The following is a 14,397-nucleotide window of genomic DNA, read 5'->3' on the forward strand; positions in this document are numbered from 1 at the left end:
CCTACGCCTCCCTCTGGCCATCGAGCAGGCGCCGCAGCAGCAACGGGTTGCCGTGCTGGAGTGCAGCAGGCAACAGCGCATCGGGGAAGTCCTGATAACACACCGGTCGCAAAAACCGTTGGATCGCCGCCGTGCCCACCGAGGTGCTGCGCGAGTCTGACGTGGCGGGGAAGGGGCCGCCATGCACCATGGCATCACAGACTTCCACACCCGTCGGCCAGCCGTTGACCAGCAAGCGACCGGCCTTGCGCTCAAGCACCGGCAGCAGGGCCTTGGCGCTTGGCAGATCGTCGTCATCCATCTGCAGGGTCGCGGTCAGTTGGCCTTCCAGGTGTTCGGACACCTGGTGCACCTCTTCGTTATTGGCGCATACGACGATCAATGAAGCGGCGCCGAAGACTTCGGCTTGCAGGTGTTCATTGGCTAAAAAATCCTTGGCCTGAGTCACGAACAGGTGGGCTTGGCCTCTGTTGGGGCCTTCTGCTGGCAACCCTTTTGCCGCCACCTTGGCGTGTTCTGTCAGTGCGGCCACGCCTGCATCGAAGGCACTGAAAATGCCGGGGGTCAGCATGGTCTGCGCTGCACAGTTGGGCAGCATTTCACTGGCCGTGCCGATAAAGCGATCCAACGCAGGCCCTTGTACCGCGATCACCAAGCCAGGGTTGGTGCAAAACTGCCCGGCACCCTGAGTCAGCGACGCCACAAAGCCTTTCGCCAACGCTTCACCGCGTGTGGTGAGTGCGGCTGGGAACAGATACACCGGATTGATCGAACTCATCTCCGCATACACCGGAATCGGCTCGGGCCGGGCCTGCGCCGCTTGGGTCAACGCTACGCCGCCGCTGCGCGAGCCGGTAAAACCAACCGCCTTGATGCGCGGATCGGTGACCAACGCAATCCCCACCTCGCGTCCCGAACCGTACAACAGCGAAAACACGCCTTCGGGCAAACCACAAGCCTTGACCGCCTGCGCCACCGCCCGGCCCACCAGTTCACTGGTGCCCGGATGCGCGCCATGGGCCTTGACCACCACCGGGCAACCGGCGGCCAGCGCGGAGGCGGTATCGCCGCCGGCTACGGAAAACGCCAGGGGGAAATTGCTCGCACCAAACACGGCCACCGGGCCCAGCGCGATATGGCGCTGGCGCAGGTCTGGACGAGGCAGTGGCTGGCGTTGCGGCTGTGCAGGGTCCACCCGCACATCCAGCCATTCCCCGGCGCGTACGGTGCGAGCAAAGGTGCGCAGTTGGCCGCAGGTGCGCCCGCGTTCGCCTTGGATGCGCGCGTGGGGCAGGCCGGTTTCGGCAACGGCACGTTCGATCAGCTCATCACCCAGGGCTTCGATCTGCGTGGCGATGGCTTCAAGAAAGCTGGCACGCGCCTCCAGCGACGTTTCGCGGTACTTATCAAACGCCGCCCACGCCAAGGCACACGCCTGGGCCAACTGTTCGCCGTCGCCGCCTGGATAGGCCGGTTCCATGGGGGTATCGGTGGCGGGATTGATCGCCCGGATCGCCTCGCGGTTTCCGGAAATGAGTTGCTGACCGATCAGCATTTTGCCCGTCAGAGTCATGGGGTCGTCCTGCTAGAAAAGGGGTTGGCCGCTGCGAGAACCGCAGCGGCGCGCAAGGGGGTCACGCGACGTTCTGTTCCGCCGACCAGTTGGCGTACCACTGGCGGAACAGCGCGTACTGGTTCTCGGCATAACGGCGCTGGGCGTCGCTGAGCACATCCGTTTCATTGAAGTGCAGGGCGTAGCCTGTATCACCGTTGAGCACCATCAAGTGCTTGTAATACAGCACCAGGTCGCAGCCTTCGTCGAAGGACGACAGCACTGCCAGCGCGGCCTCCAGCTCTCGGGCCTGGCGACGGGCCTTGGCATCGCCCTTGGCGGCTTTTTTGCTCAAGGCCACCAGTTGCAACACTTCGCGAGGCAGGGCGTTGCCGATACCGGTGATGGCGCCGGTGGCGTTGCAGTTGACGAAGCCGTGCACCACCTGGGTGTCCACGCCGACCATCAAGGTCACGTTATCGTCCTGGGAGGTGATGTGTTCGGCGGCATAGCGCAGGTCGGCGCCGCCGCCAAATTCCTTGAAGCCAATCAGGTTCGGGTGTTCGCGGCGCAGTTCAAAAAACAGGTCAGCGCGGGTGGCGAAGCCGTAGTAGGGGCTGTTGTAGATCACCGCCGGCAGGTTTGGCGCAGCCTTGAGGATGGCCGAGAAGTGCGCCTTCTGTGCGGTAGCGGAGGCACCACGGGACAGCACGCGCGGAATCACCATCAGGCCATGGGCGCCGACTTTGGCGGCGTGGGCGGCATGGGCCACGGCTTCACGGCTGTTGACCGCACCGGTGCCGACGATGGTCGGTACACCGGCCGCCACCAGGCGTGCCACGCCTTCCTGGCGTTCGGCCTCGGTGAGCAACGGCCAGTCGCCCATGGAGCCGCAGTACACCACGGCGCTCATGCCGATATCGATCAATTCCCGGCCTTTGGCGACCAGGGCGTCGAAGTCCGGTTTGCGCTCGGCGGTGCACGGGGTCATCAGGGCGGGGATGCAGCCGGTGAAGATGTTGTCGCTCATTGTTCTAACTCCTTGGAACGTTCAGTACAAACAGGGAAGGGCTTAGATGCCCCAGGCAAACGGGTCGCGCTCGTCGATCAGTAAGGTGCTGTCGGCGGTCATGTAGGCGCTGCCGGTGATGAAGGGCCGCACGCGCTCGCCGTCCCATTCATAGCGGCCTTCGAATTGGCTGCCGGTGATGCTGGCTTGGGTCCAGATTTCACCGGGCTTGAGTTTTTCATCGGCGGCCAGGCAGGCCAGCTTGGCGCTGGTGCCGGTGCCGCAGGGTGAGCGGTCGTAGGCCTTGCCGGGGCACATCACGAAGTTGCGGCTGTCGGCAAGGTCGTCATCGGCGAACAGTTCGATGTGGTCGATCAGCGCGCCATCCGCACCGTGAATGCCTTGATCCTCCAGGGCCTTGAGCATCGCCCAGGTGTAGTCGGTAAGCGCATCCACGTTCTCCATCTGCAAGCGTTGGCCATGGTCCGACACCAGGAAAAACCAGTTGCCGCCCCAGGCGATATCGCCGTAGACCACGCCATGCCCTGGCACCTCCACTGGCACCTGTTTGCGCAGGCGGTAGGCGGGCACATTGCACAGCGTCACGCTGCCGTCTGTGTGCAGCGTGGCCTCCACTGGACCGACAGGCGTGTCGATGGCGTGCACGCCGGGCTGGATACGCCCCAAGTGGTGCAGCGACGCGACCAGGCCGATGGTGCCGTGGCCGCACATGCCGAGGTAACCGGCGTTATTGAAGAAGATCACGCCGCAGATCGCGCCAGGCGTCACGGGTTCGCAATACAGTGCGCCGACCAATACATCGTTGCCACGCGGCTCCAGCAGGCAGGCGCGGCGCCATTGATCATGCTCGGTGCGCAGGTTGTGCAATTGATCGGCAATCGTGGCGCCGCTCAGCGCCGGGAAACCGCTCATGACCAGGCGCGTCGGTTCGCCGCCGGTGTGGGAGTCGATCACATGCAGTCGCTTCATAAAAGGCTCCTGAATCAGTAAGTCGCGGGTGTCAGCGGCGGGTGAGGTTCGTCGACCGCTTCGCTTTCATCGGCTTCATGTTCCAGCCGTACCAGATGAGCCGGCACGCCAGTGGCGGCGCCCCAGTAGTAAATGCCAAGTGCGCAAACGGCGACGACAATGGTGTCTAGCGGGTGGCTGATCACGCCGATGCCGCCAAAACTGCCAAGCTTGGACAGCAGGATGGTCACCGCATAGAAGCCGATCAGCCAGGCAGACGAGCGCACCTGTTGTTTGATATTGAGGTGCGCAGTCGGCACCCAGCGTGCGCACAGCAGGTACACCACAAACATCAGGATCTGCAGGCCGAGCAGCCAGGACACCGTGCTCCAGCCGGACCAGTACACGATCAGCGCGGCGATGATGAACGACAACGGACCCAGCACCGCCATGCCCTTGACCCGGAACGGCCGCGCCATCTGCGGGGCATTGCGACGTAGCGCGGCAACAGTCACTGGGGCAACGGCGTAGCTGAGGATCAGCGCCGCAGACACCACATTGATCAGTGCTTCCCAGGACGGAAACGGCAGGGTCCAGAACACCGACAAACCAAAGGTCAGCCACAGCGCCGGACGTGGAATGCCGGACTTCTCATCGATGCGCGTGAAAATCTTGAAGAACGTGCCGGTCTGCGCCCAGCCATACACCACGCGAGGGGTGGCGTTCATGTAGATATTGCCGCAGCCACTGGGCGAGATCACCGCGTCGGCCACCACCAGGTAGGCCAACCAACCCACGCCCAGCGCCAGGGCAATATCCCGATAAGGCAGCGCCAGCTCCTTGCTGATGCCGGCCCAGCCATTGGCGAGCATTTCCGTGGGCACGCCACCGAGGAAGGCGGTTTGCAGCAGCACGTAGATGGCGGTCGACAACAACACCGAAAGGATCAAGGCAATTGGAATCGTGCGTTGCGGGTTCTTCACTTCACTGGCCACCGAGATGATCGGCGTCAGCCCCAGGTAAGCAAAAATCACCCCACCGGCCGACACCGCCATCTCGATGCCCGACAGCCCGAACGGCGCAAAACCCTGCACCTCAAAGTTTGCCGGTTTGAAGAAGGTGAACAGCACACCGATCACCAGCAACGGCACGATGAACTTGAAGACGCTGACCAGGTTATTGGCGATGGCGAAGGTTTTCACGCTGCGGTAATTGAGCACGAAGAACAGGCACAGCAGGGCGAATTGCACCAGCCAGCCGAGGGTGGTCGGGTCGCTGGAACCGGTCTTGGTCAGCTCCGGAAACCACGCCGCGGCGTACTGCCGCGAAGCGACCACTTCGATGGCCACCAGGCTGGAAAACGCGATCAGCGTGATGAAACCCATCAGGTAGCCCAACAGCGGGCCGTGGGAATAAACCGGGTAGCGCACCACGCCGCCGGCACGCGGCAATGCCGCGCCCAATTCGCAGTACACAATGCCCAACAGCAGCACCGCGAAACCGCCGATGAGCCAGGAAATAATGCCCGCTGGGCCTGCTATTGCGGATACGTGACTGGCTGCGAACAACCAGCCCGAACCAAAGATGGCACCCAACCCGATAAAGGTCAGGTCCATCAGGGAAAGCTGTTTCTTGAACTTGCCTTGAGCTGACATAGCGTCGCCTTCTTGTGAGTTATTGGATAGGCATGCAGTGGCCATACAGTGAACTCATGAACGGTGGTGCGATTGATGTTTTTTGCCGGCATCGATGACGAAATCAGCACAGTTTTGCTTGCTCGACAGGGCGCCGGGCATCGGGCAATCTGCTACCCGTCAGGCCACCAGCGGGGATCAACCGTCATGCTGCAGAACGCGTTTGCGACCCTTTGCCAAGGGAGCAACCCCCAAGACATCGAGCAGTTAGTGGGCAGTGTCGCGCAGCTATTGCCGATGCTGGACGTGATCCCCAATGCCGCGATTTTCATCAAGGACACCCAGGCCCGCTATGTGCTCGCCAACCGTACCCTGGTGCAGCGCTGCGGCCTCAAGCAGCTGCAACCGCTGTTGGGCAAGACCAGCGCCGAAGTCTTCCCCGCGCAATTGGGGCCGGGCTACACCGAACAGGATCGGCGCGTGCTGGAACAGGGCTTTGTGCTGGAAGACCAGCTGGAACTGCACCTGTACGGCACCCGCGAACCCGGCTGGTGCCTGACCCACAAGTGGCCGCTGTACAGCCACACGGGGGCGATCATCGGCCTGGCGGGTATCTCGGTCGACCTGCAAACCGCCAGCGAAAGCCACCCGGCGTACCAGCGCCTGGCCGCCGTGGACGCGCACATCCGCGCACACTTCAACCGCCGCGTGACCCTGGGTGAATTGACCCGGATCGCCGGCATTTCGGTGGCGCAGCTGGAGCGCTACTGCAAGCGCGTGTTCCACCTGACGCCACGGCAGATGATCCAGAAAGTGCGTCTGGAGCAGGCGCACCGGCTGTTGCACACTGACCTGCCGATCACTGAAGTGGCGCTGCAATGCGGGTACACCGACCACAGTGCGTTTACCCGCCAGTTCAAGGCGTCGACCGGGTTTACGCCGAGGCAGTATCGGCAGTTGGCGTAGTCGCCCACATTGCAATGCAACGAATCGCCCCGGTTGTGGCTCCTATGCTTACGAGCAACCTTTGGACGACAACAGGGATCAGGCATATGACGGCGGCTGAAAACAACCATGTGAACTGGCTGGTGGAACAATCGATGCTGCACGCTGCACGCCAGCGCGCCAAGCTCTATTCGGGCCAGGGCCGGTTGTGGCAGCAGCCGTACGCGCAGACGCGGCCCCGTGATGCTTCGGCCCTCTCGTCCGTGTGGTTTACCGCGTATCCGGCGTCGATCGTGACCCGCGAGGGCGGCACGGTGTTGGAGGCGTTGGGGGATGAGGCGCTGTGGCAGGCGTTGTCGAAGATCGGCATCCAGGGCATCCACAATGGCCCGTTGAAGAAGTCCGGCGGCCTGAAGGGCACGCAGCACACACCGACCATCGACGGTAATTTCGACCGCATCAGCTTCGAGATCGACCCTGAGTTGGGCACCGAGGCGCAGTTGCAGGCGTTGACGCGCATGGCGGCGGCGCACAATGCGGTGATCATCGACGATGTGATCCCGTCCCACACCGGCAAGGGCGCGGATTTCCGGCTGGCCGAGATGGCCTACGAGGACTATCCCGGCCTGTACCACATGGTCGAAATCCGCGAGGAGGACTGGGCGCTGCTGCCCGACGTCGCTGAGGGCCGTGACGCGCAAAACCTCAGCCCCGTCCAGGTCGATGCGTTGCGTGACAAACACTACATCGTCGGCCAGTTGCAGCGGGTGATCTTCTTCGAACCCGGCGTCAAGGAAACCGACTGGAGCGCGACAGACGTGGTGCTCGGTGTGGATGGCAAACCGCGTCGCTGGGTGTACCTGCATTACTTCAAGGAAGGCCAGCCATCGCTGAATTGGCTGGACCCGACCTTTGCCGCGCAGCAGATGATCATTGGTGACGCGCTGCACGCCATCGATGTGATGGGCGCGAAGATCCTGCGCCTGGACGCCAACGGTTTTCTCGGTGTGGAGCGCAAGCTGGACGGCACGGCCTGGTCCGAGAGCCATCCGCTGTCGATCACCGGCAACCAGTTGCTCGGCGGCGCGATTCGCAAGGCCGGCGGTTTCAGCTTCCAGGAGTTGAACCTCACCGTGGATGACATCGCTTCCATGTCCCATGGCGGCGCCGACCTGTCCTATGACTTCATCACCCGCCCGGCGTACCAGCATGCACTGCTGTTGGGCGACGCCGAGTTCCTGCGCCTGATGTTGCGTGAAATGCACCGCCAAGGCATCGACCCCGGTTCGCTGATCCATGCGTTGCAGAACCACGATGAGCTGACGCTGGAGTTGGTGCACTTCTGGACGTTGCACGCCCATGACACCTTCCTGTACCAGGGGCAGACCTTTCCCGGCAACATCCTGCGCGAGCACATTCGCGAGCAGATGTACGAGCGCCTGGCCGGTGAGCATGCGCCGTATAACCTCAAGTTCGTGACCAATGGCGTGTCGTGCACCACAGCCAGCATCATTACGGCGGCGCTGGGCATTCGTGATCTGGAGGCGATCACCGAAGCTGACATCCGGCAGATCCGCCAGATCCATTTGCTGCTGGTGATGTACAACGCCATGCAGCCTGGGGTGTTTGCCCTGTCGGGCTGGGACTTGGTGGGCGCGCTGCCGCTGGCGGCCGAAGAGGTCGAGCACTTGATGCAGGATGGCGATACGCGCTGGATTCATCGCGGCGCGTATGACCTGGTGGATTTGAACCCGGACGCAGCGCTTTCGGCTGGCCACATGCCACGCTCGAAAAGCCTTTACGGCAGCTTGAACAGCCAGTTGCAGGACCCTGAGTCCTTTGCTTCGCAACTGCAGAAAATCCTCACGGTGCGCCGCGCCTATGACATCGCCGCCAGCCGCCAGATTCTGGTGCCGGAGGTTGAAAACTCTGCGCTGCTGGTAATGGTGCATGAATTGCCGGCCGGTAAAGGCACGCAAATCACTGCACTGAATTTTGGTGCCACGCCGATCACTGAAACCCTGCATTTATCCGATATTGCTGCCGGGATGGTGGTGGACATCATCAATGAGCGTGTGGAGGGCGACCTGACGGCGGAGGGGGAATTCACCATTACCCTGGATGCGTATGAGGGGTTGGCGTTGCGGGTGGTGAGTAGTTCACCACAGTAACTTTACCCACCATAAAGATCGCAACTTGTTTCGGAGTTTCCTTACGTTGCCTGCATAAAGTCGCATGTTAGTGTCCTGCTCACTACTTGCCTCTTACGCGTATGGCGACTCAAAGGAACAGGAATGCGATCTCCGTCGGTATCCAGTGAAGAACATTCAGCTGCACAACTTCCGCGTGCAGGGCTAGTGGTCAGTCTCGCCACTCGGCAAGAAGAAATACATGAGGTGCAACGCCTGCGTTATCGTGTCTTTACCGAAACTTTTAAATTGTCTGAACTTGCAAACCCTGAGGCGTTGAATACTGACGAGTTTGATGACTACTGCGACCATTTGCTGGTCCGCGACGCCAAGACTGCAGCCGTGGTGGGCACCTACCGCCTGATGGGCCCGGCCGCTGCACAACGCATGGGGCACTACTACTCGGAGAGGGAGTTTGATCTCAGTGGGCTGGCGTCGTTGCGCGCCAGGACCGTTGAAGCCGGGCATGCCTGTGTACACCCCGAATACCGCAGCGGCAGTGTGATCATGCTGTTGTGGTCAGGCCTTGCGAAGTATATGGAACGTGAGGGCTGTGACCATTTGATGGGTTGCGCGAGCGTCAGCCTGTCCGATGGTGGCCATGATGTGGCGGCGTTGTATCGCGGTTTTACCGCAGAAAATCGAGCGCCTGCCGACTATCGCGTAACGCCCCATATCCCTTTTCCCCTGGACGCGTTCGAGCCCGGACATGTGCCGCGCGTCCCCCCCTTGCTCAAAGGTTATTTACGCAGTGGTGGCTGGGTCTGTGGTGCACCGGCGTGGGATAAGGAATTCAATGTGGCGGACTTCTTTATGTTATTGCCGCTGTCGAAGTTGGACAGCCGTTATGCGCGACATTACTTAAAGCCTAAACAATAACAAGGGTTCGTTTATTATGTTTCTAAGTGATGAAAGAGATGCCGCTTTAGCCTATATTCCTGAGCTGGTGCCTGTTCTTGAAGCGGCCTCGCTGATTGAACTTGAACGTGGCGAGTCTAAACAACTGGCCACGTTATTAAAAACAGTGGGCGCTCCAGGGCTTTCCATCGCCAAGGAACTTGGTGGCGGCGGGATCAGCGCAGTCAACCTGGCTCAGGTACACACTTGGGTCGGCGCCCATTGCCCCTCATTGGCGGTGATGATGACCATGCACCATCACACGGTGGCCGGCATGATGGCGGCAAGTCGTTTCTTTCCCGATATCCAGGGAATGCTCGGCGTGGTCGCTCGCGACAACCTGTTGGTCGCCTCGGGATTTGCCGAGGGGCGGGCGCACGCCAATATCCTGGAGTCCACGCTGTCCGTAGAAAAAACAGCCGCGGGTTATCGAGTGAGCGGCAGCAAGAAGCCCTGCACGATGACCCATCACTTTGACGCGATCACCTTTGGCGTCAACTACGTCGACCCGCAAGGCCAGACCCATATAGGCATCGGCCTGGGGTTGGCGGGTGATCCGAATATCCAGCGGAAAAAGTTCTGGTCGGTGCCGCATCTACAGGCCGCCGACAGCCATGAAGTGATCTTCAACCAGCTGTTGGTGCCAGAGGCGATGATGTATTTCAGCAAGGCCGTGGATAACCAGCTGGACGATGTGCAGCAGGGCACGGGTGAGCACTTGTTTGCGATCTGGTTCCAACTGCTTGCGTCGGCGTCCTACCTGGGCATGGCGTCTGCGTTGGCGTCGAGGGCATTGGCGTGCAACAAAGGCTCGCAGGATGATCGCGCCATGCTGCTGATTGATCTGCAGGGCGCCACGATGGCGATACGCGGCCTGGCGGTTGCCATCGACCAGAACCGGTTCCTGCGCGCGGATCTGGCGCGCGCGCAAGCCACGCGTTTTGCGGTGCAAGAGGCGATCAACCGCATCAGTACCCGCGCCTTCGAAATCCTCGGCGGCATGGCGTTCATGTCCTCCGAGGAAGTCGCTTACCTGTTGGTGGCCACGCGGGTACTGGCGTTTCACCCCACTTCACGGCTCGCCAGTGTGCCGTTCCTGTGTGATCAGCTCAGTTAGTAGAGCTGCGGCACGATGAGTTCCGGTGGTGTCGGGCTGCGGGAGTAGTCTTCCTGGCGCACGCGCTGCGGCAGTTCGATCACCGGCAGCTCGACTTCTTCATACGGCATCTGCCCGAGCAAATGGTGGATACAGTTGAGCCGGGCTTTCTTCTTGTCATCCGCCTGCACCACCCACCACGGCGCTTCGGCGATGTGGGTGCGCTCGAGCATGATTTCCTTGGCCTTGGTATAGGCCTCCCAGCGCCGACGCGACTCCAGGTCCATGGGGCTGAGCTTCCATTGCTTGAGCGGGTCGTGAATACGGCTAAGAAAGCGCAGGTGTTGTTCCTGGTCGGAAATGGAAAACCAGTACTTGATCAACTGAATGCCGGAACGGGCGAGCATGCGCTCGAACTCCGGCACGGTGCGGAAGAACTCTTCGTACTGGTCCGCGTTGCAGAACCCCATGACCTGCTCGACGCCGGCGCGGTTGTACCAGCTGCGATCAAACAGCACGATTTCGCCGGCGGCCGGCAGGTGCGAGACGTAGCGCTGGAAATACCACTGAGTCTGTTCACGGTCATTCGGCGCGGGCAGGGCGGCCACTCGGCAGACCCTCGGGTTCAGGCGCTGGGTGATGCGCTTGATCACACCGCCTTTGCCGGCGGCATCGCGCCCTTCGAACAGGATCACCACTTTGTGACCGGTCTTGACCACCCAGCTCTGCAATTTCACTAGCTCGCCCTGCAGGCGGAACAGTTCGCTGAAGTAGATCCTGCGCGCGGCTTTTTCGGCGCTTTCACCGACGTGCTCGTCGAACAGCGCGTTGAGGTCGTGCCCGTCTTCGGATAATTCCAGTTCCAGCTCTTCGTCACTGTGATCCAGCAATTCACGATGGATGCGCTGCATCAAGGCATCTTCTATTGAGGACATGGGCGGAACTCGCGTGGTGGGGGATGGCAAAGTCTTAGTCGCATTTTGTTACTAACCAATGACATCAATTGTCGTGATTGCGGTGGGAGAGGGGGACAACCAGGCGTTTTGCCACCCCACGTTCATAAAACCGTAACAAGAATGTTGCAGAGTTCCCGGGCCCGAAATCACAAGGATTTTCCTGAATGAAACGTCTGATGAAGTCTGCTGCACTCGCCGTTGCGGTTTCTCTCAGTGCCACCTCGGTGTTTGCTGCCGAGAGCATCCGCCTCACCGGTTCCGGTGCGAGTTTCCCAGCGCCGATCTACCTCACCTGGTTCAAGGATTTCAGCAAAAAAACCGAGGGTGTCACCGTTGACTACCAATCCAAAGGTAGCGGTGCGGGTGTACAGGACTTCCTGAACAAAACCGTCGACTTCGCCGCCAGCGACTCGGCCATGAAAGACGAAGACATCGCCAAGGTGGCCGAAGGCGCGCAACTGCTGCCGATGACCGCTGGTGAAATCGTGTTGGCGTTCAACCTGCCGGGCAATCCTAAAGAACTCAAATTGCCACGCGATGTGTACTCCAACATCTTCCTGGGCAAGATCACCAAGTGGAACGATCCCAAGATCGCTGCCGCCAACCCAGGCCTGAAACTGCCTGACATGCCGATCACCGTGGTTGTGCGCGCAGACTCCAGCGGTACCACCGCTGTGTTCACCAAGCACTTGGCCGCAATCAACCCTGAGTTCCAGAAAGACCTGGGCGAAGGCAACACCGTTAACTGGCCAGCCAGCGACAAGTTCATCAAGTCGCCGAAAAACGACGGTGTAACCGCCACTGTTCGCCAGACTCCAGGCGCGATTGGCTACATCGAATACGGCTTCGCCAAACTGGCCAAGGTTGACTTTGCCCAGCTGCAGAACAAGGCCGGCAAATACGTTGTACCTAACGCCGAAAGCGGCGCCGAAGCCCTGGCTGCGGTGAAAATGCCGGAAAGCCTGGTGGCCTGGCTGCCGGATCCGGATGGCGCCAAGTCCTACCCGATCACGTCCTACACCTGGATGATCTTCCGCAAGGACAACGGCAACCCAGCCAAAGCCAAAGCCATGCGTGAAATGGTTGAGTACAGCCTGACCGAAGGTCAGAAAATCGCCGACTCGATGGGCTACATCCCATTGCCTCCATCGGTTGTCGATCAAGTTCGCAAAGCTTCCGCCAACATCCAGTAAGGCCGCCAGGCCGCTCTCGGTATGGGTTGTCAGCCATGCCGGGAGCGTTTCCCCCTTGTTCCGGAAATAGCCAATGAACACACCTTTTGTCGTACCGGTTAACCCGGATTCTGCGTGCCAGCCACCTTCTACAAAGGATTTCCTGGTTGACCGCACCTTCCGTGCACTTGCACGCATAGGCGTAGTGCTGGTGCTGGCGCTGGTTTTCGCGCTGGTCTTCGAAGTAGGACGCAAGGCACTTCCCGGCATGGAAAAGCACGGTTTTGACGTGCTATTCGGCAGTGTCTGGGACGTTAACCAAGGCAAGTACGGCATTCTGCCAGCTATTTGGGGCACGCTTTACAGCGCCCTTATCGCGTTGCTGATCGCAGGCTTTTTCGGCGTCAGCATGGCGATTTTTCTCACCCAGGATTTTTTGCCAGCAAAACTCGCGGCGGTGTTTCGCACCATCGTTGAATTGCTCGCGGCCATCCCCAGCGTGGTCTACGGCCTCTGGGGCATTTATGTGGTGATCCCGGCCATCCGCCCGCTGACTGCGTGGCTGAACACTGAACTGGGCTGGATCCCGTTTTTCGGCACGTCCCTCAGCGGGCCGGGCCTGCTGCCAGCGGCGCTGGTGCTGGCCATCATGATTTTGCCAACCATTGCCGCCGTGTCCCAGGACGCCCTCACCGGTGTGCCGATGAAAACCAAGCAAGCCGCCTACGGTATGGGCACCACTCACTGGGAAGCGATTCTCAAGGTGATGGTGCCCTCTGCCGCGACCGGCATCTTCGGTTCGCTGGTACTCGGCCTGGGTCGCGCCTTGGGTGAAACCATGGCCTTGGCCATGTTGGTGGGTAACGCGAACAACATCTCGCTTTCGTTGTTTGCGCCGGCCAACACCCTGGCCGCCTTGTTGGCGCTGAACTTCCCCGAAGCCGGCCCGAACGAGATCGAAGTGTTGATGTACGCCGCACTGGTCCTGATGTTTATCACGCTGCTGGTGAACATCATCGGTTCGATGATCATGGTCTACGCCCAGCGGGGTACCAAGTAATGACTGATCTCTCTACGCCCATCACCGCCATGCCGAGCCTGCAGCGCCGGTTCGAAGGCCGTGCCTTGCGCAGCCTGGTGCTGACCACCCTGGTGTGGTTCGGCGCGTTGTTGGCCAGCGTGCCGCTGATTTCCGTGCTCTACATGCTGATCACCCGCGGTGGCGCACGCCTGAGCCTGGAAGTGTTCACTGAACTGCCCCCCACCGGTTTCGAGACCGGCGGTGGCTTCGGTAACGCCATGGCCGGTACGTTCGTGATGGTCGGTATCGCGGCCGCCATCGCCGTGCCGGTTGGCATTCTGGCTGCGGTCTTCCTCGCTGAACTGGGTCCGGACAGCAAGTTGGCCAACGCTTCGCGCTTTGCCGCCAAGATGCTCACCGGTTTGCCGTCGATCCTGGCGGGTGTGTTTGCCTACGCCTTGGTGGTGATGACCACCGGAACCTACTCGGCCCCGGCCGGTGGTGTGGCGCTGGCGGTGCTGATGCTGCCAATCGTGGTGCTGACGGCTGAAGAGTCGATGAAGATGGTGCCCAAGATCATGAAGGACGCGGCGTACGGCATGGGCTGCACCCGCTCGCAGGTGATCTGGAAAATCGTCTTGCCCACCGGCATGCCCGCGATCCTGACCGGCGTGATGCTCGCAGTAGCACGTGCTGCCGGCGAAACCGCGCCGCTGTTGTTCACCGCGCTGTTCAGTAACTACTGGATCTACCACGACGGCAGCCTGGCGGTCATGAATCCGACGGCGTCCCTGGCCGTGTTGATTTACAACTTCTCCGGCATGCCTTTCGACAACCAGCTTGAGCTCGCCTGGGCGGCCTCGTTGGTGCTGGTAATGATCGTGCTGGTCGTGAATATCGTGAGCCGTATTTTCGGCAAGCCCAAGTACTAAGAACGGGAGCACCTGAATTTTGAAC

12 protein-coding genes are annotated in these 14,397 nt (G+C 60.7%); 7 read left to right on the plus strand and 5 right to left on the minus strand.

The features are described 5' to 3' along the window. Position 1: 1 nt before the first annotated feature. From HX823_RS11995 to HX823_RS12010, 4 genes are all read right to left on the minus strand, one after another. Positions 2-1,573 carry an aldehyde dehydrogenase (NADP(+)) gene (locus HX823_RS11995; protein WP_177074978.1) on the minus strand — a complete coding sequence of 524 codons (1,572 nt, stop codon included), beginning with the start codon at positions 1,571-1,573 and terminating at the stop codon, positions 2-4. 61 nt (positions 1,574-1,634) lie between these two features. Next, the gene (locus HX823_RS12000; protein ID WP_177074979.1) at positions 1,635-2,582 is read right to left on the minus strand and encodes a dihydrodipicolinate synthase family protein; all 948 of its coding nucleotides are present in this window, start codon (positions 2,580-2,582) and stop codon (positions 1,635-1,637) included. Between the two features lie 42 nt (positions 2,583-2,624). Continuing rightward, a complete protein-coding gene (locus HX823_RS12005) occupies positions 2,625-3,551 on the minus strand; it encodes a 4-hydroxyproline epimerase (RefSeq protein WP_177074980.1) in 927 nt (308 codons plus the stop codon). Positions 3,552-3,565: 14 nt separating this feature from the next. Beyond that, positions 3,566-5,185: an APC family permease gene (locus HX823_RS12010; RefSeq protein ID WP_177074981.1), complete on the minus strand. Its 1,620-nt coding sequence runs from the start codon at positions 5,183-5,185 to the stop codon at positions 3,566-3,568. A gap of 186 nt (positions 5,186-5,371) precedes the next feature. On the opposite strand from HX823_RS12010, the gene HX823_RS12015 reads away from it, so the two are divergent. The 4 genes from HX823_RS12015 to HX823_RS12030 all read left to right on the plus strand — a co-directional run bounded on the left by HX823_RS12015 (position 5,372) and on the right by HX823_RS12030 (position 10,312). Beyond that, complete coding sequence (locus HX823_RS12015; protein ID WP_038844563.1) at positions 5,372-6,130, plus strand: AraC family transcriptional regulator; 759 nt, start codon at positions 5,372-5,374, stop codon at positions 6,128-6,130. Between the two features lie 86 nt (positions 6,131-6,216). Beyond that, the gene (gene treS / locus HX823_RS12020; protein ID WP_177074982.1) at positions 6,217-8,280 is read left to right on the plus strand and encodes a maltose alpha-D-glucosyltransferase; all 2,064 of its coding nucleotides are present in this window, start codon (positions 6,217-6,219) and stop codon (positions 8,278-8,280) included. Between the two features lie 225 nt (positions 8,281-8,505). Further along, the gene (locus tag HX823_RS12025) at positions 8,506-9,177 is read left to right on the plus strand and encodes a GNAT family N-acetyltransferase (RefSeq protein ID WP_371317957.1); all 672 of its coding nucleotides are present in this window, start codon (positions 8,506-8,508) and stop codon (positions 9,175-9,177) included. Between the two features lie 16 nt (positions 9,178-9,193). Further along, entirely contained in the window at positions 9,194-10,312 is a 1,119-nt protein-coding gene (locus HX823_RS12030; protein ID WP_177074984.1) for an acyl-CoA dehydrogenase family protein, read from the plus strand. Here the strand turns inward: HX823_RS12030 and ppk2 are convergent. Next, entirely contained in the window at positions 10,309-11,226 is a 918-nt protein-coding gene (ppk2, locus tag HX823_RS12035; protein ID WP_025999860.1) for a polyphosphate kinase 2, read from the minus strand. The genes HX823_RS12030 and ppk2 overlap by 4 nt on opposite strands. 185 nt (positions 11,227-11,411) lie before the next feature. Here ppk2 and pstS point away from each other — a divergent pair, with 185 nt between their 5' ends. From pstS to pstA, 3 genes are all read left to right on the plus strand, one after another. Then, positions 11,412-12,440, plus strand: coding sequence for a phosphate ABC transporter substrate-binding protein PstS (gene pstS, locus HX823_RS12040; protein ID WP_016978033.1), 1,029 nt, complete (start codon positions 11,412-11,414; stop codon positions 12,438-12,440). Positions 12,441-12,513: 73 nt separating this feature from the next. Further along, positions 12,514-13,479: a phosphate ABC transporter permease subunit PstC gene (pstC, locus tag HX823_RS12045; protein WP_016978032.1), complete on the plus strand. Its 966-nt coding sequence runs from the start codon at positions 12,514-12,516 to the stop codon at positions 13,477-13,479. Further along, positions 13,479-14,372, plus strand: coding sequence for a phosphate ABC transporter permease PstA (gene pstA, locus HX823_RS12050; RefSeq protein WP_033902991.1), 894 nt, complete (start codon positions 13,479-13,481; stop codon positions 14,370-14,372). Before pstC ends, pstA begins: the two co-directional genes overlap by 1 nt. Positions 14,373-14,397 lie beyond the last annotated feature (25 nt).

The sequence above is a fragment of the Pseudomonas sp. P7759 genome (genome assembly GCF_013386445.1).
GTDB classification, from domain to species: domain Bacteria; phylum Pseudomonadota; class Gammaproteobacteria; order Pseudomonadales; family Pseudomonadaceae; genus Aquipseudomonas; species Aquipseudomonas azotoformans_A.

Coding starts and splice junctions, on each gene's coding strand:
- HX823_RS11995 (WP_177074978.1), bottom strand. CDS start 1,573: ATGACTCTGACGGGCAAAATGCTGATCGGTCAGCAACTCATTTCCGGA.
- HX823_RS12000 (WP_177074979.1), bottom strand. CDS start 2,582: ATGAGCGACAACATCTTCACCGGCTGCATCCCCGCCCTGATGACCCCG.
- HX823_RS12005 (WP_177074980.1), bottom strand. CDS start 3,551: ATGAAGCGACTGCATGTGATCGACTCCCACACCGGCGGCGAACCGACG.
- HX823_RS12010 (WP_177074981.1), bottom strand. CDS start 5,185: ATGTCAGCTCAAGGCAAGTTCAAGAAACAGCTTTCCCTGATGGACCTG.
- HX823_RS12015 (WP_038844563.1), top strand. CDS start 5,372: ATGCTGCAGAACGCGTTTGCGACCCTTTGCCAAGGGAGCAACCCCCAA.
- treS (WP_177074982.1), top strand. CDS start 6,217: ATGACGGCGGCTGAAAACAACCATGTGAACTGGCTGGTGGAACAATCG.
- HX823_RS12030 (WP_177074984.1), top strand. CDS start 9,194: ATGTTTCTAAGTGATGAAAGAGATGCCGCTTTAGCCTATATTCCTGAG.
- ppk2 (WP_025999860.1), bottom strand. CDS start 11,226: ATGTCCTCAATAGAAGATGCCTTGATGCAGCGCATCCATCGTGAATTG.
- pstS (WP_016978033.1), top strand. CDS start 11,412: ATGAAACGTCTGATGAAGTCTGCTGCACTCGCCGTTGCGGTTTCTCTC.
- pstC (WP_016978032.1), top strand. CDS start 12,514: ATGAACACACCTTTTGTCGTACCGGTTAACCCGGATTCTGCGTGCCAG.
- pstA (WP_033902991.1), top strand. CDS start 13,479: ATGACTGATCTCTCTACGCCCATCACCGCCATGCCGAGCCTGCAGCGC.